Origin of the sequence: Shinella granuli, assembly GCF_004341885.1 — a bacterium.
In the GTDB taxonomy this organism is placed as follows: domain Bacteria; phylum Pseudomonadota; class Alphaproteobacteria; order Rhizobiales; family Rhizobiaceae; genus Shinella; species Shinella granuli.
Genome location: NZ_SLVX01000002.1, coordinates 268,387 through 286,100 on the forward strand (window position 1 = coordinate 268,387; position 17,714 = coordinate 286,100).

The following is a 17,714-nucleotide window of genomic DNA, read 5'->3' on the forward strand; positions in this document are numbered from 1 at the left end:
CGCATTTTCATTCGGCAAGTCCGGCAAGAGACGAAGACCGGGGCGTGACGGCGATCCGGCGGAGGCCAGCGTGGCAGCGACGACGAAGAAGACGGTTTCGGCCGACAGCAGCAATCCCTTCCACACGCTGGTGAACCTCTGGCCCTATATGTGGCCCTCCGACCGGCCGGACCTGAAGATGCGCGTCGTCTGGGCCTCGGTCTTCCTGCTTCTTTCCAAGATCGTGCTGCTGCTGGTGCCCTATTTCTTCAAATGGGCGACGGATGCGCTGAACGGCAAGGCGGACGCCGTCTCGCTGCTGCCGACCGTCCTGCTCGGCGCGGTCATGCTGGTGCTTGCCTATAACGGCGCGCGCATCCTGCAGGCCGGCCTCAACCAGTTGCGCGACGCGCTCTTTGCCAGCGTCGGGCAATATGCCGTGCGCCAGCTCGCCTACCGCACCTTCGTGCACCTGCACCGCCTGTCGCTGCGCTTCCATTTGGAGCGGCGCACCGGAGGGCTTTCGCGCGTCATCGAGCGCGGCACCAAGGGCATCGAGACGATCGTGCGCTTCACGATCCTCAACAGCGTGCCGACCTTCATCGAGTTCCTGCTCACCGCCGCCGTCTTCTGGTGGGGCTACGGGCTGCAATATCTCCTCGTCACCGCCGCCACCGTCTGGCTCTATATCTGGTTCACCGTCCGGGCGAGCGACTGGCGCATCTCCATCCGCCGCTCGATGAACGACAGCGACACCGAGGCCAACACCAAGGCGATCGATTCGCTGCTGAACTTCGAGACGGTCAAGTATTTCGGCAACGAGGAGATGGAGGCCCGCCGCTTCGACCAGTCCATGGCGCGCTACGAGAAGGCGGCGACGCAGGTCTGGACCTCGCTCGGCTGGCTCAACTTCGGCCAGGCGCTGATCTTCGGCGTCGGCATGGCCGTCATGATGGCGATGTCGGCGCTCGCCGTGCAGCGCGGCGAACAGACGGTCGGCGATTTCGTCTTCATCAACGCCATGCTGATCCAGCTCGCCATCCCGCTCAACTTCATCGGCTTCGTCTACCGCGAAATCCGCCAGGGCCTGACGGATATCGAGCAGATGTTCGACCTGCTCGAGGTGGAGCAGGAGGTGCAGGACAAGCCCGGCGCCGCCGACCTCGTCGTCGCCGACGGCGCGATCTCCTTCAAGGACGTGCACTTCGCCTATGATCCGGCCCGGCCGATCCTCAAGGGCGTCTCCTTCGACGTGCCCGCCGGCAAGACCGTCGCCGTCGTCGGCCCGTCCGGCGCAGGAAAATCGACGCTCTCGCGGCTGCTCTACCGCTTCTACGACGTGCAGCAGGGCGCGATCACCATCGACGGGCAGGATGTGCGCGACGTCACGCAGAAGAGCCTGCGCGCGGTGATCGGCATGGTGCCGCAGGATACCGTGCTGTTCAACGACACGATCGCCTACAACATCCGCTACGGCCGGCCGGATGCGAGCGATGCGGACGTGGCCGCCGCTGCCGAGGCGGCGCAGATCGGCCCCTTCATTCGCCACCTGCCGGAAGGCTTCAAGGCGATGGTCGGCGAGCGCGGGCTGAAACTTTCCGGTGGCGAGAAGCAGCGGGTCGCCATCGCCCGCACCATCCTGAAGAGCCCGCCGATCCTCATCCTCGACGAGGCGACCTCGGCGCTCGACACCCGCACGGAGCAGGAGATCCAGGCCGCGCTCGACGTCGTGTCGAAGAACCGCACCACGCTCGTCATCGCGCACCGCCTCTCCACCGTCATTTCGGCGGACGAGATCATCGTGCTGAAGGACGGCGGCATCGCCGAGCGCGGCACGCACGGCGAGCTGATGCAGCGCGACGGCGGCCTCTACGCCTCCATGTGGAACCGCCAGCGCGAGGCCGTGCAGGCCGAGGAGCGCCTGAAGCAGGTGCGCGAGAGCGATGAGCTCGGCGTCATCCTGCGCGGCGCGCCGGCGGCCGAGTGATCACTCCCCGGGCGCGGCAAAGAGGATCAGGTTGCCGTCGGGATCGAGCAGGATGAAGGTGCGCGCGCCCCAGGGCTGCGTCATCAGCGTGCTGTGGAACGTGACGCCGGCGGCCTGATAGGTAAGGAAAAGTGTCTTGATCGCCGCCGCGCTGTCGAGCGTGATCGAGGCCGACAGCAGGTCCTCCCGTCGGCGGATATCGCCGAGGAAGACGGGCTCGCGCACCAGCCGCAGGCAGAGCCGCGCCCGGTCGCGCGCCACGACCCCGTAGAACGGCGGATCGCCATAGGCGAAATCGACGGAAAAGCCGAGTTTTTCCGTGAAGAAGGCGAGGGAGGCGGCGAAATCGGTCACGTAGAGCACCGGCTCCGCTCCGCTGAGGATCGGGCCTTGCGGCATGTTTTCAGTCGTGCTGTGCATGGTGGGGGCTCCTGTCCTGAGCGCCGGCCAATCCGGAAACCCGTTCTGGCGGGCGACGAGCGCCTGCGCATCGGCAAGCGAGAACGGGGCATCCAGCACCTCCCCGTCGTTTAGATGCCGGAAGCGGGGCAGGGCAGCGCGGATGATCGCCGCCACCGGATGGTGTCGCTCGCGATGCCAGCGCAGATATTGCTTGGCCTGCTTGCGGAGGTTTTCGAGGTTCGGCATGGGCGCGGCTACGGTTTCGGTCGTAGGTGGGCATTGCCCCTTCAGCTCCCGCCGATGCGCCCTACAGCAACGGGGAAAGTGTGCCCGCACCGGCCGGCGCTTGTCAACCGTAGGGCAGGGGACCAGGCATCGGGGCTGCCGCGGAACCTTTTCCGCGCCCGCCGGGTTGAGCCCCGAAGAGCCCCGCTGGGGGCTAATCGCCACGCCGCATTGCCCCCATCGCCATTTCACGCTAGGTCGATGGCGTGAAATCATCAGGAGATGTCGGAAGATGAGTTTGGTCGATACGATACGCAGCACCCTGGTGCCGATCCATCGGGAGGGCTGGAAGTTCGTGGCCGGCTTCTTCGTCGCCTCGCTGCTGCTCGGCGCAGCCTGGGAACCGCTGATGTGGATCGGCTTCGTGCTCACTGCCTGGTGCGCCTATTTCTTCCGCGATCCCGAGCGCATGACGCCGCAGGATGACGATCTTGTGATCAGCCCGGCCGATGGCCGCGTCTCGGCCGTCGCCATGGTGACGCCGCCGGCCGAACTGGAGCTCGGCGACCAGCCGATGCTGCGCATCTCGGTCTTCATGAACGTCTTCAACTGCCATGTGAACCGCGCGCCGATGCGCGGCCGCGTCGCGCGTGTCGCCTATCGCGCCGGCAAGTTCCTGAATGCCGACCTCGACAAGGCGAGCCAGGAGAACGAGCGCAACGGCCTCGTCATCGAGAGCGCGCACGGGCCGATCGGCGTCGTGCAGATCGCCGGCCTCGTCGCCCGCCGCATCCTGTGCTGGACCAGCATGAACGACAGCCTGGAGGCCGGCGAGCGTTTCGGCCTCATCCGCTTCGGCTCGCGCCTCGACGTCTTCCTGCCCGCGGGCGTGCAGCCGCGCGTCAGCGTCGGCCAGACGGCGATCGCCGGCGAGACGGTGCTGGCGGAATTCGGCTCGGCCAAGGGGCCGGTCGTCAGCCGCAGGGGATGAGGAAACGAGGAGATAGGCAGTAGGCAGTAGCCAATAGGGTTCGAAAAACTATCTTCTACTGCCTACTGCCTACTGCCTACTGCCTGAAAACAGCGAAGCGAAAAGCGATGGACACACCCTTTCCGCCCTATGAGCCGAATGGACCGAACGACGAGGCGCGGGGCCCGCGCCTGCGGGAGATCCCGCTGCGCGTCATCATTCCGAACGTCATCACGGTGCTTGCCATCTGCGCGGGCCTCACGGGCATCAGGCTCGCCTTCGAGAACCGCTATGAGCTTGCCGTCGGCATGGTGCTGCTCGCGGCCTTCCTCGATGGCATCGACGGGCGCGTCGCGCGCCTCTTGAAGGCCACCTCGAAATTCGGCGGCCAGATGGATTCGCTCGCCGACATCATCAATTTCGGCGTTGCCCCGGCGCTCGTGCTCTATGTCTTCATCCTCGACCAGGCGCGCTCCTTCGGCTGGATCGCGGCGTTGATCTACACCATCGCCGCAGGCCTGCGCCTCGCGCGCTTCAACGTCATGGCCGAGCGCGAGACCAAGGCCAAGTGGCAGACGGAATATTTCGTCGGCGTGCCGGCCCCCGCGGGCGGCATGCTGGTGCTGCTGCCGGTCTATCTCGGCTTCCTCGGCCTTGCGCCGAGCCCGCTCTTCGCCTACCTCGCCTCCGGCTACACGGTGCTGATCGGCTTCCTGCTGGTCAGCCGCCTGCCGGTCTGGTCCGGCAAGTCGGAAGGCAGCCGCATCCGCCGTGATCTCGTGCTGCCGGGCATCCTGCTCGTCGTGCTCTATGTCGCGACCCTGATGAGCTTCACCTGGGAGACCATGGTGGTGACGGTCGTCGCCTATCTGGCGACCCTGCCGTTCGGCGCCCGTTCCTGGCAGCGCAAATATGGCGGCTGGACCGCGCCGGTGACGCACGGCGCCAGCGAGTTCCCCGACGAGCCCGACGGGCAATAATCCTCGCCCATCACATCCGCGTGAACCCTGGAGAAGCCCTGCCCGCACACCGTGGGCGGGGCTTGATTTTTTGTCGCAAGTCGATTAGGTAGCTATCAAATAGATAGCAAGCTAATTGTATTTGGGCTACCGAGATGAGCACATCCGATCCGCACGAGCGTATCCTCGACGACCTTTCCCGCGTGCAGCGCAAGATGCGCGCCCTGTTCGATGCCCGCGTGAAGGAGCGGGGGCTGACGCTGCCGCGCGCCCGCGCGCTTCTGATCCTCGGCCGCGGCGTCAATCTCAACCAGCGCGAGCTGGCCGACGAGCTCGACATCGAGACGCCGACGCTCGTGCGCCTGCTCGACGGCATGGAGAAGCAGGGCTTCATCGAGCGCCAGTCGGTGGAAGGCGATCGCCGGGCCAAGCAGATCGTCATGACCCCGCGCGGCGCCAAGGTCGCCGAAGAGGTGCTGGACCTTGCCCGCTCGCTGCGCGCCGATGTGCTGAAGAGCATCTCGGCCCATGACATGTCGACCACGGTCAAGGTCTTCGCCGCGATGTCCGACAATATCGCGAAGAGCTGTCGGGAGAGCGTCGAGGCATGAGCACCGGTCCCGCCCCGGGCGGGCGCGAAGGAGAGGGCGAACTGCCGCAGTCCGCGGCGGAGGAACCGGCCGGCGAGAAACCGGTCGGCGAGACGCCTGCCGCCGCTCCGCCACCGCCCATGGCGCCGCCGCGCGCCGCCGCCTATATGGCCGCCTCCACCCTGCTTGCCATGACGCAGGGCTTCGGCATGAACCTCGTCGCCGCCAACATCCCGCAGCTCCAGGGCCCGTTCGGTGCCACCACCGCCGAGGCGACCTGGCTGATGGCCGCCTACATGGCCCCGAACGCCTCGCTCTCGCTGGCGCTCATCAAGATCCGCAACCAGTATGGCCTGCGCCCCTTCGCCGAGCTCGGCATTGCCGTCTTCCTCCTCGTGTCGGTGGCGCATATCTTCATCACGGACCTGCACTCCGCCCTCGTGCTGCGCTTCTTCGCCGGCATCGCGGCCGCGCCGCTCTCCTCGCTCGGCTTCCTCTACATGCTGGAGGCCTTCAGCCCGGCGCGCAAGCTGACGATCGGCATCTCGCTCGCGCTGACCAATATCGGTCTCGCCGCCCCGCTCACCCGGCTCATTTCCCCGTCGCTCATCGATCTCGGCGGCGTGCGGGCGCTGCTGCATTTCGAGCTGGCGCTCGCCATGCTGTCCTTCGCGGCGATCTATCTCCTGCCGCTCACGCCGCCGCCGCGGGTGAAGGTCATCGAGAAGCTGGACATTGTCAGCTACCTGTTCATCGCCGTCGGTTTCGGCGCGGGCGCCGTCGTGCTCGTGCTCGGCCGGCAATATTGGTGGCTGGAGGCCCGCTGGATCGGCGAACTGCTCGTCGTCATGATCGGCGCGCTCACCATCGCCGCCGTCATCGAGCTCAACCGGGAGAGGCCGCTGATCGACCTGCGCTGGCTGTTCAGTCGCGAGGTGCTGCACTTCGCCGCCGTGCTGGTGCTGTTCCGGCTGATGCTGGCCGAGCAGACCGCCGTCGCCGGCAATTTCTTCCAGATCACCGGCCTGCAGAACGACCAGCTCACCGGGCTCTACGGCATGGTGGCGCTCGCCACCGCTGCGGGCGGCCTCCTCTGTGCGGCCATCCTGAAGCCCGGCCGGGAGCCCGGCATCCACATGGCGGCGCTGCTGCTGATCGGTGTCGGTGCCTTTCTCGACAGCCGGGCGACGAATTTGACGCGGCCGGAGCAGATGTATCTGAGCCAGGCGATGATCGCCGCCGGCGGCAGCCTGTTCCTGCCGCCCGCCATCGCCTCCGGCTTCACGCTGGCGCTGCGCAAGGGGCCGCAATACATCCTCAGCTTCATCGTCGTCTTCCTGGTGACGCAGAGCCTCGGCGGCCTTGCCGGCTCGGCGCTGTTCGGCTCCTTCATCACGCTGCGCGAGAAATTCCACTCGAACATCCTCGCCGAGGCGATGACGCTGGCCGATCCGCTGGTCTCAGGCCGCGTGGCGCAGCTTTCCGCCGCCTATGGCCACACGATCACCGATCCGGCCGTGCTGAAGGCGGAGGGCGTCGCGCTGCTCGGCCAGCAGGTGACACGGGAGGCCAATGTGCTCGCCCACAACGATGCCTTCCTCGTCATCGCGCTGCTCGCCGTCGGCGCCGCGACGGCGCTCGCCATCCACATGCTTTACATCCGTATCAGAGAGGCCGGCGCCCGCAGCGGCGGGCCGGCGGCCGTTGAAGGTTGACCGAAATGAAGACTTACATCCGCAATACCGCCACGGCGCTCGCCCTCGTCCTCGGCGTGGCCGGCATCGGCGCGGTGCTCTACGCCTGGCAGCTCCCGCCCTTTGCCAGCGAGGTCCAGACGACGGACAACGCCTATGTGCGCGGCTACGTGACGCTGATCAGCCCGCAGCTCGCCGGCTATGTCACCGAGGTGTCCGTGAAGGACTATGAGACGGTCAAGGCCGGCGCCGTGCTCGCCCGTCTCGACGACCGCATCTTCCGCCAGAAGGTCGAGCAGGCCAATGCCACGCTCGCCAGCCAGAAGGCGGCGCTCGCCAATTCCGAGCAGCAGGAGAACGCTGCCAGGGCCCGCATCGGTGCCAGCGAGGCGGCGCTCGACAGCGCGACCTATGCCAAGCGCCGGGCGGAGGAGAACTGGAACCGCATCGATGAACTGTCGAACAAGGGCATCGCCACCCAGAGCGACCGCGAGCAGAGCCGCACCACGCTCGACCAGGCCGAGGCCGCCATCGCACAGGCGAAGGCGAATCTCGAAGTCTCCCGGCAGGATCTGCAGACGATCATCGTCGGCCGCGATTCCCTGCGTGCCGCGGTGGCGGGGGCGGAGGCCTCGGTGGAGCTTGCCAGGATCGACCTTTCCAACACTGTCATCACCGCCCCGCGCGACGGCGCGGTGGGCGAGGTGGGCGTCAAGCTCGGCCAGTATGTCGCCGCCGGCACCCAGCTCATGGCCGTCGTGCCGCACGACACCTGGGTCATCGCCAATTTCAAGGAAACGCAGCTCGCCTATATCAAGCCCGGCCAGAAGGTCGAGGTCAGCGTCGATGCGCTGAAGCACGCCACGCTGACCGGCCGTGTCGAGCGCTTCTCGCCCGCCACGGGCTCGGAGTTCAGCGTGATCAAGCCGGACAACGCCACCGGCAATTTCACGAAGGTCGCCCAGCGCGTGCCCGTGCGCATCGCCATCGACGAGGGGCAGGAACTCGCGAAGCACCTTGCGCCGGGGCTTTCGGTGGTGGTGAAGACGGTGGTGGGGGAGTAGGAAATTTCAGCGCGTACCGCCGGGCTCTGCGGCGACCGCCCCTCACCCTAACCCTCTCCCCGTAAACGGGGAGAGGGGACGTGCCCCGCAAACAGTCATTGTCTGAGGAAACGGTGCGGCATATCCCTTCTCCCCGCTTGCGGGGAGAAGGTGGCCGACAGGCCGGATGAGGGGCAACTCCCTGGGATCACGCCGGCAAACGATAGTCCAGCAGACGCCCCTGCCGCATGTCGAACAACTTCCCCGTCTCGGCATAATCCGGCGCGACCAGCGACAGGATGACCTTCGCCACCTCCGAGGGATGCTGCAGGGTCGAGGGGTCCTCGCCGGGAATCGCCTGGGCGCGCATGGCGGTGCGGGTGGCGCCGGGATCGAGCGCGGTGATGCGGAGCGCCGTGCGCTGCGTCTCGCCGGCCCAGGTGCGCGCGAGCGCCTCGACGGCCGCCTTGGAGGCCGAGTAGGGGCCCCAGAAGGGCTTGCACTTGTGCGCGGCGCTGGACGAGAGGATGACGGCGCGGCCGGCATCCGACTTCAAGAGCAGCGGCTCGACCGAGCGGATGAGCCGCCAGGTGGACGTGACGTTGATCGCCATCACCTTCTCGAACACCTTCGCCTCGACATGGCCGATCGGCGAGATCGTGCCGAGCACGCCGGCATTGGCGACGAGGATGTCGAGCTTGCCCCAGCGCTCGAAGATCGAGCCGCCGAGCTTGTCGATCGCCGGCATGTCGGTGAGGTCGAAGGGTACCAGCGTCGCCGAGCCGCCGGCGGCCTTGATCGCATCGTCCAGTTCTTCCAGGCCGCCGACCGTGCGGGCGCAGGCGATGACATGCGCACCGGCCTTCGCGAGTTCGAGGGCGGTGAAATAGCCGATGCCGCGCGACGCGCCGGTGACCAGCGCGAGGCGGCCTTTCAGGTCGATGCTCATGATGTCTTCAATTATCCGTTGCTTGCCAGAACCGAGACCTTCCGTCCCATCGTCTCGCCTTCCTTGTCAAGGAGGCGCGTCGGATAGTCGCCGGTGAAGTAGTGGTCGGTGAACTGCGGACGGGCCGGGTTACGGTCCTCGCCGCCGACGGCGCGGTAGAGCCCGTCGATGGAGAGGAATTCCAGCGAATCCGCCCCGATATACTGCGCCATCGCCTTGACGTCGTTGTACTGGTTGGCGAGCAGCTTGTCCCGGTCGGGCGTGTCGATGCCATAGAAGTCGGGATAGAAGATCATCGGGCTGGCGACGCGGACATGCACTTCCTTCGCGCCCGCATCGCGGATCATCTGAACGATCTTCAGCGACGTCGTGCCGCGCACGATCGAATCGTCGACGAGGATGACGCGCTTTCCGTCGATCATCGCGCGGTTGGCGGAGTGCTTCAGCTTGACGCCGAAGGCGCGGATCTGCTGCGTCGGCTCGATGAAGGTGCGGCCGACATAGTGGTTGCGGATGATGCCGTATTCGAACGGTATGCCGCTCTGCTGGGCATAGCCGAGCGCGGCGGGCGTGCCGCCGTCCGGCACCGGCACGACGACGTCGCCCTCGACCGGGTGCTCCTTGGCAAGGTTCATGCCCATGTTCTTGCGCGCGACATAGACCGAGCGGCCGCCGACGACGGAATCGGGGCGGGCGAAATAGACATATTCGAAGAGGCAGAGGCGCTCCGGCTGCGGATTGCCCGATTTCCTGGCCTCGATGGTGATGGAGCCGTCCGGCTGGATCTCGCAGACGATGATCTCGCCGTTCTCGACGTCGCGGATATATTTCGCGCCGATGATGTCGAGCGCGCAGGTTTCCGAGGCGAAGATCGGCTTGCCGTCGAGCTCGCCCATGACGAGCGGGCGGATGCCGGTGGGGTCGCGCGCGGCGATCAGCTTGGTGCGGGTGATGCCGAGCATCGAATAGCCGCCTTCCATCTGGCGGATCGCGTCGATGAAGCGGTCCGTCGTGGAGGTGTAGCGCGAGCGGGCGATGAGGTGGAGCACGACCTCCGTGTCCGAGGTCGACTGACAGATCGCGCCGCCGGCGATGATCTGCCGGCGCAGCGTCAGGCCGTTGGTGAAGTTGCCGTTATGGGCGACGGCGATGCCGCCGACCTCCAGTTCCGCAAAGAGCGGCTGCACGTTGCGCAGCGCCACTTCCCCGGTGGTGGAATAGCGGGTGTGGCCGATCGCCATGTTGCCGGGCAGCTTTGCGAGCGTCACCGGGTTCGTATAGTGGTCGCCGACGAGGCCCATATGCTTTTCCGTATGGAACTGCTTGCCGTCGAAGGAGACGATGCCGGCGGCTTCCTGGCCGCGATGCTGCAGCGCGTGCAGGCCGAGCGCCGTCAGTGTTGCGGCTTCCGGATGGCCGAGAATGCCGAAGACGCCGCATTCTTCGTGAAGCGTATCGCCGTCGAGATCGTCGTCGTGGCGGCCGGGGAACTGGAAGTCGCTCATTGCTGCAAGCCTTTGCTCGGGACCGTAAGAGGTTGCACGGGGTTCTGGGTCGTTCGGCAAGGCCCATATGGGTATTGCCGAAAGCATTTGCCACCGAGGCCCGGAAGCGTCAGTGGCTGATGTTCTATCCTACCAAAAAATCGGGGAGCCTGCCTTCGCCATTTCTCGCGAGTGTCGGCTCCCCCTGTCGATTATCCGTTCGTGGCGGGCGTATCTTCGGCGGGCGCCTGGTTCGTGCCGCCGGCGGCGCCGTCCGGGTCCTCCGTGCCGCCTTCGCCTTCGGCCGGCTTGCCGCGTAGGCGGTCGAGGATCGTCGCGTCGGCATCCTCCGGCAGGAGCGCCACGAGGCGCGAGCCGAGATTGTCGAGCAGCGGCTTGGTCTTTGCCGTGGTGACCCAGGACGGCTGCTGCTGCGGGGCGACCAGCCAGTTGAAGAACAGCATGGCGACGACGACGAGCAGGATGCCGCGGGCCGCGCCGAACAGGAAGCCGAGCGTGCGGTCGAGCGCGCCGATGCGGCTGTCGATGATGAAATCGGCAATGCGCATGGTGATGAAGGAGATCACGATGAGCGCGACGAGGAAGACGGCGGCGGCGGAGCCGACCATGGCGACCGTGTCGCTCGTCGTATAGTCCTTCGCATAGGGCAGGAGGACCGGATAGAGGAAATAGGCGGCTGCCGCGGCACCCACCCAGCTTGCGACGGAGAGCACTTCGCGCGAAAAACCGCGCACCATCGCCAATACGGCGGAGAACAGCGCGACGCCGATGACGATACCGTCGAGAATTGTGATGGGCATGTTCGTCCTACTCCAAACCCGAAATGTCGCCGGGCCCCGCACCGTTCAAGCGGGGCACCTTAGCGGAAGGCGTCTTCGCCGTCTCAGTTCGGCACGCCGGCAGCCGATGTTTCCCACAGGCCATTGCCGTCTGCCGGAGGGCGTCAAACGTCCTCGTCTTCCCGCTTCAGGGCGCTCTTCGAACCGGCAATGCGCGCCACCAGATCCGGCAGGCTGTCGATCTCGCTCCAGCGGCCGCCATTGCCCTTGGGCAGATCGGCGGAACCGGCGGGCAGGACGGCCTGCGAAAAACCCAGCTTTTCCGCCTCCTTGAGGCGCTGGGCGGTGTGCGCCACCGGGCGAATGGCGCCCGACAGGCTGACTTCGCCGAAATAGACGCAATCGGCCGGAAGGGCAAGACCGGCAAGCGAGGAAACCAGCGCGGAGGCGACCGCAAGGTCCGCCGCCGGTTCCGTGATGCGATAACCGCCCGCCACGTTGAGGTAAACGTCGTGTTGCCCGAGGCGGACGCCGCAATGGGCCTCCAGCACCGCGAGGATCATCGAGAGCCGCGCCGAATCCCAGCCGACGACCGCCCGGCGCGGCGTTCCGAGCGAGGTGGGGGCGACGAGCGCCTGCACCTCGACCAGCACCGGCCGCGTGCCCTCCATGCCGGCGAAGACCGCCGCGCCCGGCGATTTCGCATTGCGCTCGCCGAGGAAGAGTTCGGAGGGGTTGGAGACCTCGCGCAAACCCTTGTCGGACATTTCGAAGACGCCGATCTCGTCCGTGGGGCCAAAGCGGTTCTTGACCGTGCGCAGGATGCGGTAGTGGTGGCCGCGGTCGCCCTCGAAATAGAGCACGGCATCGACCATGTGCTCGACGACGCGCGGGCCGGCGATCTGGCCTTCCTTGGTGACATGGCCAACGAGCACCATGGCGGCGCCCGTCTGCTTGGCGAAGCGGATCATCGCCTGCACGCCGGTGCGCACCTGCGTCACGGTGCCGGGCGCGGCCTCGGCGGTGTCGCTCCAGAGCGTCTGGATCGAATCGATGATGACGAGGTCCGGCCGCTTGCCTTCCCCGACGGTGGCCAAGATATCCTCGACATTGGTCTCGGCGGCGAGCAGCACGTCGGTCTCGGCCGCCTGCAGGCGCTGGGCGCGCAGGCGCACCTGCGCCACCGCCTCTTCGCCCGAGACATAGATGATGCGGTGGCCGCGGCGGGAGAGGGCGGCGGCGGCCTGCATCAGGAGGGTGGACTTGCCGATGCCGGGATCGCCGCCGATCAGCACCGCCGAGCCGCGCACGAAGCCGCCGCCGGTCGCACGGTCGAGTTCGCCGATGCCGGTGTGGATGCGCGGGGCTTCCTCGATCTCGCCCGACAGGGCGGTCAGCGCGACCGGCCGGCCCTTCTTCGGCACCTTGCCGGGCCCGGAGCCGATGCCGCCCATCGGGTCTTCCTCGACGACGGTGTTCCATTCGCCGCAGCCCTCGCATTTCCCGACCCAGCGGGAATGCGCGGTGCCGCAGTTCTGGCAGACGAATTGGGTGCGGGCTTTCGCCATCGGGTCTCGCTTTCCGGGAATCGCTCCGCAAGCCCTTAGCACAAAACAGGAACGTGTCCTATTTTTTCACCGCCTCGTAGCGCCGTTCGTAGCGGCTGCCGAGGCTGGTCAGGAGTTCGTAGTCGATCGTGCCGCCGGCGCGGGCCACGTCCTCGATGGGCATGCTGCGGCCGAAGAGCTCGATGAAGTCGCCGGCCCGGACGCTGCCCTCCGGCAGGTCCGTCACGTCGAAATGCGTGAGGTCCATGGTGACGCGGCCGATCAGCGGCACGGTGCGGCCGTGCAGCACGCCGCTGGCGCCCGGGATGTTCGTCTTGCGCAGCGGCACGCCGGAGCCGGAGAGGGCGCGCATGTAGCCGTCCGCATAGCCGACCGCGGCGACGGCGATGCGCGTGCCGCGGGAGAAGACGGTGGTGGCGCCGTAGCTGACGCTTTCGCCGGCCTTCGCCTCGCGCACCTGCAGGATGCGCGCCTCGGCGGTGACGACGGGTTTCATCGGGTTCGGCACGTCATTGACGGCCGCCCCGCCATAGAGCGAAATGCCGGGGCGGGTGAGGGTGAAGTGATAGTCCTCGCCGAGGAAGATGCCGGCCGAATTGGCGAGCGTCGCATCGATGCCGTCGAAGGCGTCGACGGCGGTGCGGAAACGCTGGAGTTGCTGGCGGTTCAGCGGGTGGCTCGGGTCATCCGCGCAGGCGAGGTGGCTGAGCAGCATGATCGGCGAAAAGCTCGCCGGCCGCGCCACGTCGCCGGCAAGCGCCAGTGCATCCTCGACGCGCAGGCCGAGCCGGCTCATGCCGGTGTCGACATGCAGCACGCAGGGGTGGTCGCGCCCGTCGGAAACGGCGGCCATGAAGACGGCGAGCTGCTCCTCCGAGGCGATGACGGGCACGAGGTCGAATTCGAAGAACAGCCGCTCGGAGCCGGCCCACATGCCCGACAGCACGTAGATCCGGACATCCGGCAGCGTTGCGCGCAACGCCGCGCCTTCCGCGGGCGTCGCGACGAAGAAATCGCGCGCGCCCGCCAGGTGAAAGGTCCTTGCCGCCGGCTCCAGCCCGATGCCGTAGGCGTCCGCCTTGAGCACCGCGGCGGTGCGGGCGGCGCCCGAGCGCCGCGCCATGGCGCGCCAGTTGTCGGCAAGGGCCGAAAGGTCGATCGTCAGGCGGGCATGGTCCTCGCCGGCGACGGGCAGGGTGGAACGGGCGTGCGTGTGGTGCGTGCTCATGGCTCCTGAGATACAGCCTGTGGACCATGGCGGCAATACGGCCGTCCGCTGCATTGCCGCCGGGAGGAGCGGCCTCTATGGTGCCGCCGCGAAAGGGAGAGACGATGCGGGCAGGGATGAGAACGGCCGTGGGGGCGATGGCCCTCGTCCTTGCGGGCAAGGCCCCGGCCGCGGAAAGCGTGCCGACGGACGCGGCCATGCGCGAGGCGCATGCGGTGCTGCTCGGCCTTGCCCAGGACGGCGCGGCGCCGGTGCGCGAGGCGGGCGCGGACATCTACTATTCCATCGTCGACAATCCCGATGCGCCGCGGCTGGTGACACGGCTGGAAGTCTCCGGCGCGCCCTGCCGCGCCCGCACCACCTCGGCCCTGCAGTTCCCGGGAAAATGGGCGACGCTGACGCTCGGCCTCGTCGATCTCGGCCGCGTGACGACGGTCACCGCCTATGCCTCCATCGACGACATGATCGCGGAGACAAGGCCCGTTTCGCTCGCCTCACCTGACGTGGAGCAGATCGTGCTGACGGGCGAGGGGCTCTATTGTTCGAGCCACATGTCGCTCTCGGGTCAAAGCAGCGCCTCGGAGGATACCTGTTCGGACAGGCTGGACCTGCCGATGATGGACGAGGAGCAGAGGGCGCGCGGCCGCCGCGTCCTCGCCATCGTGGCCGACATCTGCAAGGCGCCGGCCTTCGGCAAGAAGTGAGGCCGCAAGGGCGGCCTCAGTGGTCGTACTGGCTGAAGGACGGGTCGGCGAGGTCGGTGAAGCGGGTATATTCCGACTGGAAGGCGAGCTTCACCGTGCCCGTGGGCCCGTGACGCTGCTTGGCGATGATCACGTCCGCCGTGCCCTTCACCTTCTCGAACTGCATCTTCCATTCTTCGTATTTCGGGTCGAATTCGTCGCGCGGTTCGAGGTTCTTCACGTAATATTCCTCGCGGAACACGAAGAGCACGACGTCGGCGTCCTGCTCGATCGAGCCCGATTCGCGAAGGTCTGACAGTTGCGGGCGCTTGTCCTCGCGGCTTTCCACCTGACGGGAAAGCTGGGAGAGCGCGATGATCGGCACGTTCAGTTCCTTGCCGAGCGCCTTGAGGCCCGTCGTGATCTGGGTGATCTCCTGCACGCGGTTGTCGCTCGACTTGCCCGAGCCGGTCATGAGCTGGATATAGTCCACCACGAGGCAATCGAGGCCGCGTTGGCGCTTCAAGCGCCGCGCGCGGGCGGAGAGCTGGGCGATGGAGATGCCGCCGGTCTGGTCGATATAGAGCGGGACCTTCTGCATCATTTGGCTGCAGGCGACGAGCTTTTCGAAATCGGCCTCGGAAATGTCGCCGCGGCGGATCTTCGACGAGGAGACTTCCGTCTGCTCGGAGATGATACGGGTGGCGAGCTGTTCGGAGGACATTTCGAGCGAGTAGAAGCCGACGACGCCGCCGTTCTTCGCCTTGAACGAGCCGTCCGCCTGGACTTCCGGCTCATAGGCGGCGGCGATGTTGTAGGCGATGTTGGTCGCGAGCGAGGTCTTGCCCATGCCGGGACGGCCGGCGAGCACGATCAGGTCGGAGCGCTGCAGGCCGCCCATGCGGGCGTCGAGCGAATGGATGCCGGTGGAGATGCCCGACAGCGAGCCGTCGCGCTCGAAGGCGGCGCCCGCCATGTCGATCGCCAGTGCGACGGCATCGTTGAAAGACTGGAAGCCGCCGTCGTAGCGGCCCGTCTCGGCCAGCTCGAACAGGCGCCGTTCGGCATCCTCGATCTGGGTCTGCGGCGGCATGTCGAGCGGCGCGTCATAGGCGATGTTGACCATGTCCTCGCCGATATTGATCAGCGAGCGGCGGAGCGCCAGGTCGTAGATCGCCCGGCCGTAGTCCTCCGCGTTGATGATCGTTACCGCTTCGGCGGCAAGGCGCGCGAGATATTGCGGGATCGTGAGGTCCCCCACCTTGCCGTCGGCCGGCAGGTGCGTCTTCAGCGTGATCGTCGTCGCGATCTTGCCCATGCGGATCGTGTCGCCGGCAAGCTCGTAGATCTTGCGGTGCAGCGGCTCGTTGAAGTGCATGGGCTTCAGGAAGTCCGAGACGCGGTAGTAGGCATCGTTGTTGACGAGGATCGCGCCGAGCAGCGCCTGTTCGGCCTCGATGTTGTTCGGTGCCTCGCGATGATGCAGCTCCGCATTGTCGCGGCCGGCCTGGTTGAGCTTGCGCACGGCGTCGTTCATCGTCCCGAATCTCCCCATCCCTGTTTGCGAAGGCCGCTGGTTTGGTTGCTTTGCCGCCGGGGGTCAAGCGGTTCCGACTCGCCCCGTCCATTAAGCCCGGTCTTAGACTTTTCCACAGGCGGCAGGAACACAGCAAGCCCGGATTGCGCCGGGCCTGCTGTCTTTCGGTTGACTTCGCTCCCGAATCTCAGAGCGAGGCTTCCTGCGGGAATTGCCGCGCGCCGCGGCGCTCGCCCTTCGGATTGCCCTCGTGCGCCTTGAGGCAATCCTCGCCGCGCCCGATATATTCGCGCGTCAGCGGCACGGCCTCCTGATCGTGGACGAGCTGGAGCTGGAAGACGACGAGGTTCTGCCAGCGGAAGGCGCTCTCGGAGGCGGCGAGGTAGAACTCCCAGATCCGGCAGAACTTTTCGTCGTAAAGGGCCTTCGCCTCCTCGCGCCGGGCCATGAAGCGCTCCCGCCAGTGGCGCAGCGTCTCGGCATAGTGCAGGCGCAGGATCTCCACGTCCGTCACGGCAAGGCCGCTCTTCTCCACCGCCTGCATGACCTCCGAGAGGGCAGGGATGTAGCCGCCGGGGAAGATGTACTTCTCGATGAACGGATTGTTGGCCGAGGGGCGGTCCGTGCGGCCGATCGTGTGCAGCAGCATCACGCCGTCGCGCTTGAGCAGCGACGCGCTCTTGCGGAAATAGGTCAGATAGTTCGGCCGGCCGACATGTTCGAACATGCCGACGGAGACGATACGGTCGAACGGACCTTCCGTGTTGCGGTAATCCTGCAGCAGGAAGTTCACCTCGCCCGTCAATCCGGCCTCGCGCGCCCGTTTTTGCGAAAGGGCGTGCTGCTCGTCGGAGAGCGTCACGCCCGTCACCTTGGCGCCGAGCTGGCGGGCGAGATAGAGCGCCATGCCGCCCCAGCCGCTGCCAATGTCGAGCACGCTCTGGCCCGGGCGGTTGATGTTGAGCTTGGCCGCGATGTGGCGCTTTTTGGCAAGCTGCGCCTCGTCCAGCGTCTGGTCCGGCCGCTCGAAATAGGCGCAGGAATATTGCCGGTCCTCATCGAGGAAGAGATCGTAGAGCGCGCCCGTGAGGTCGTAGTGGTGCTGGACGTTCCTGCGCGAGCGCACGATGCTGTTCTTCTCCCGCACCCAGCGGAAGAGGTAGCGCACCCGCTCCAGGAAATGGTTCCAGCGGCTGTCGTAATATTTGAAATCGGGATTGCCGGTGAAGACGGTCTTCAGCAGGCCGTAGATATCGCCTTCCACGATGTCGATATCGCCCGTGCCATAGTGGTGCCCGAGATAGTAGGCGGGGTCGAGGGCGAGGCCCCAGAGTGCTTTTTTCGTGTTGAGACGCATGTGGACGGGATTTCCGGTGCCGTCGCCGAAGCTCTGGCTGGTGCCGTCCGGATAGGTGATCGTCAGATTTCCGGTCTCGACGAGGCGGGAAACGAGAGCCTGTACAATGAATTTCATTCGCTAAACTCCGTCGCGCTTAAAAAATCTGGCGGAACGGGTCTGGTCGGAAACCGGCCTGGGAAGCGGCCCGACCGCCAATCCAGTCTAACGACGTATAAATATTGATGCGAAAAATCGGATTTCAAGCCGTGCTTTTTGG

The 17,714-nt window shown here is 66.4% G+C and carries 15 protein-coding genes; 7 read left to right on the forward strand and 8 right to left on the reverse strand.

The window, feature by feature from the left end; all coding sequences use genetic code 11:
• Nucleotides 1–70 precede the first annotated feature (70 nt).
• Entirely contained in the window at nucleotides 71–1,966 is a 1,896-nt protein-coding gene (locus tag EV665_RS04490; RefSeq protein ID WP_064329628.1) for an ABCB family ABC transporter ATP-binding protein/permease, read from the forward strand.
• On the opposite strand, the gene EV665_RS04495 is transcribed toward EV665_RS04490, so the two are convergent.
• Nucleotides 1,967–2,614 carry a VOC family protein gene (locus EV665_RS04495; protein WP_133033236.1) on the reverse strand — a complete coding sequence of 216 codons (648 nt, stop codon included), beginning with the start codon at nucleotides 2,612–2,614 and terminating at the stop codon, nucleotides 1,967–1,969.
• Nucleotides 2,615–2,885: 271 nt separating this feature from the next.
• Here EV665_RS04495 and EV665_RS04500 point away from each other — a divergent pair, with 271 nt between their 5' ends.
• The 5 genes from EV665_RS04500 to EV665_RS04520 all read left to right on the forward strand — a co-directional run bounded on the left by EV665_RS04500 (nucleotide 2,886) and on the right by EV665_RS04520 (nucleotide 7,870).
• Complete coding sequence (locus tag EV665_RS04500; RefSeq protein WP_133033237.1) at nucleotides 2,886–3,584, forward strand: phosphatidylserine decarboxylase; 699 nt, start codon at nucleotides 2,886–2,888, stop codon at nucleotides 3,582–3,584.
• Nucleotides 3,585–3,691: 107 nt separating this feature from the next.
• Nucleotides 3,692–4,543 carry a CDP-diacylglycerol--serine O-phosphatidyltransferase gene (gene pssA, locus EV665_RS04505; protein ID WP_064329631.1) on the forward strand — a complete coding sequence of 284 codons (852 nt, stop codon included), beginning with the start codon at nucleotides 3,692–3,694 and terminating at the stop codon, nucleotides 4,541–4,543.
• A 134-nt stretch (nucleotides 4,544–4,677) separates the two neighbouring features.
• Nucleotides 4,678–5,133 (forward strand): MarR family winged helix-turn-helix transcriptional regulator, encoded by a 456-nt coding sequence (locus EV665_RS04510; protein WP_064329632.1) that lies wholly within the window; start codon nucleotides 4,678–4,680, stop codon nucleotides 5,131–5,133.
• Nucleotides 5,134–5,252: 119 nt separating this feature from the next.
• Nucleotides 5,253–6,827: an MFS transporter gene (locus EV665_RS04515; protein ID WP_133033430.1), complete on the forward strand. Its 1,575-nt coding sequence runs from the start codon at nucleotides 5,253–5,255 to the stop codon at nucleotides 6,825–6,827.
• A gap of 5 nt (nucleotides 6,828–6,832) precedes the next feature.
• Nucleotides 6,833–7,870, forward strand: coding sequence for an HlyD family secretion protein (locus tag EV665_RS04520; protein ID WP_133033238.1), 1,038 nt, complete (start codon nucleotides 6,833–6,835; stop codon nucleotides 7,868–7,870).
• A gap of 187 nt (nucleotides 7,871–8,057) precedes the next feature.
• On the opposite strand, the gene EV665_RS04525 is transcribed toward EV665_RS04520, so the two are convergent.
• From EV665_RS04525 to alr, 5 genes are all read right to left on the reverse strand, one after another.
• Entirely contained in the window at nucleotides 8,058–8,798 is a 741-nt protein-coding gene (locus tag EV665_RS04525; protein WP_133033239.1) for an SDR family NAD(P)-dependent oxidoreductase, read from the reverse strand.
• A gap of 11 nt (nucleotides 8,799–8,809) precedes the next feature.
• Nucleotides 8,810–10,303 carry an amidophosphoribosyltransferase gene (gene purF / locus EV665_RS04530; protein WP_133033240.1) on the reverse strand — a complete coding sequence of 498 codons (1,494 nt, stop codon included), beginning with the start codon at nucleotides 10,301–10,303 and terminating at the stop codon, nucleotides 8,810–8,812.
• Nucleotides 10,304–10,494: 191 nt separating this feature from the next.
• Nucleotides 10,495–11,103, reverse strand: a complete 609-nt coding sequence (locus EV665_RS04535; RefSeq protein WP_133033241.1) for a CvpA family protein — start codon at nucleotides 11,101–11,103, stop codon at nucleotides 10,495–10,497.
• A 143-nt stretch (nucleotides 11,104–11,246) separates the two neighbouring features.
• Complete coding sequence (radA, locus tag EV665_RS04540; RefSeq protein ID WP_133033242.1) at nucleotides 11,247–12,650, reverse strand: DNA repair protein RadA; 1,404 nt, start codon at nucleotides 12,648–12,650, stop codon at nucleotides 11,247–11,249.
• Between the two features lie 58 nt (nucleotides 12,651–12,708).
• Nucleotides 12,709–13,878 (reverse strand): alanine racemase, encoded by a 1,170-nt coding sequence (gene alr, locus EV665_RS04545; protein WP_133033243.1) that lies wholly within the window; start codon nucleotides 13,876–13,878, stop codon nucleotides 12,709–12,711.
• A gap of 116 nt (nucleotides 13,879–13,994) precedes the next feature.
• Here alr and EV665_RS04550 point away from each other — a divergent pair, with 116 nt between their 5' ends.
• Entirely contained in the window at nucleotides 13,995–14,582 is a 588-nt protein-coding gene (locus EV665_RS04550) for a hypothetical protein (protein WP_133033244.1), read from the forward strand.
• Between the two features lie 16 nt (nucleotides 14,583–14,598).
• Here EV665_RS04550 and EV665_RS04555 read toward each other — a convergent pair whose 3' ends face one another.
• Both EV665_RS04555 and EV665_RS04560 read right to left on the reverse strand, forming a co-directional pair.
• The gene (locus tag EV665_RS04555; RefSeq protein WP_064329642.1) at nucleotides 14,599–16,098 is read right to left on the reverse strand and encodes a replicative DNA helicase; all 1,500 of its coding nucleotides are present in this window, start codon (nucleotides 16,096–16,098) and stop codon (nucleotides 14,599–14,601) included.
• A 187-nt stretch (nucleotides 16,099–16,285) separates the two neighbouring features.
• A complete protein-coding gene (locus tag EV665_RS04560) occupies nucleotides 16,286–17,572 on the reverse strand; it encodes a cyclopropane fatty acid synthase (protein WP_064329643.1) in 1,287 nt (428 codons plus the stop codon).
• Nucleotides 17,573–17,714 lie beyond the last annotated feature (142 nt).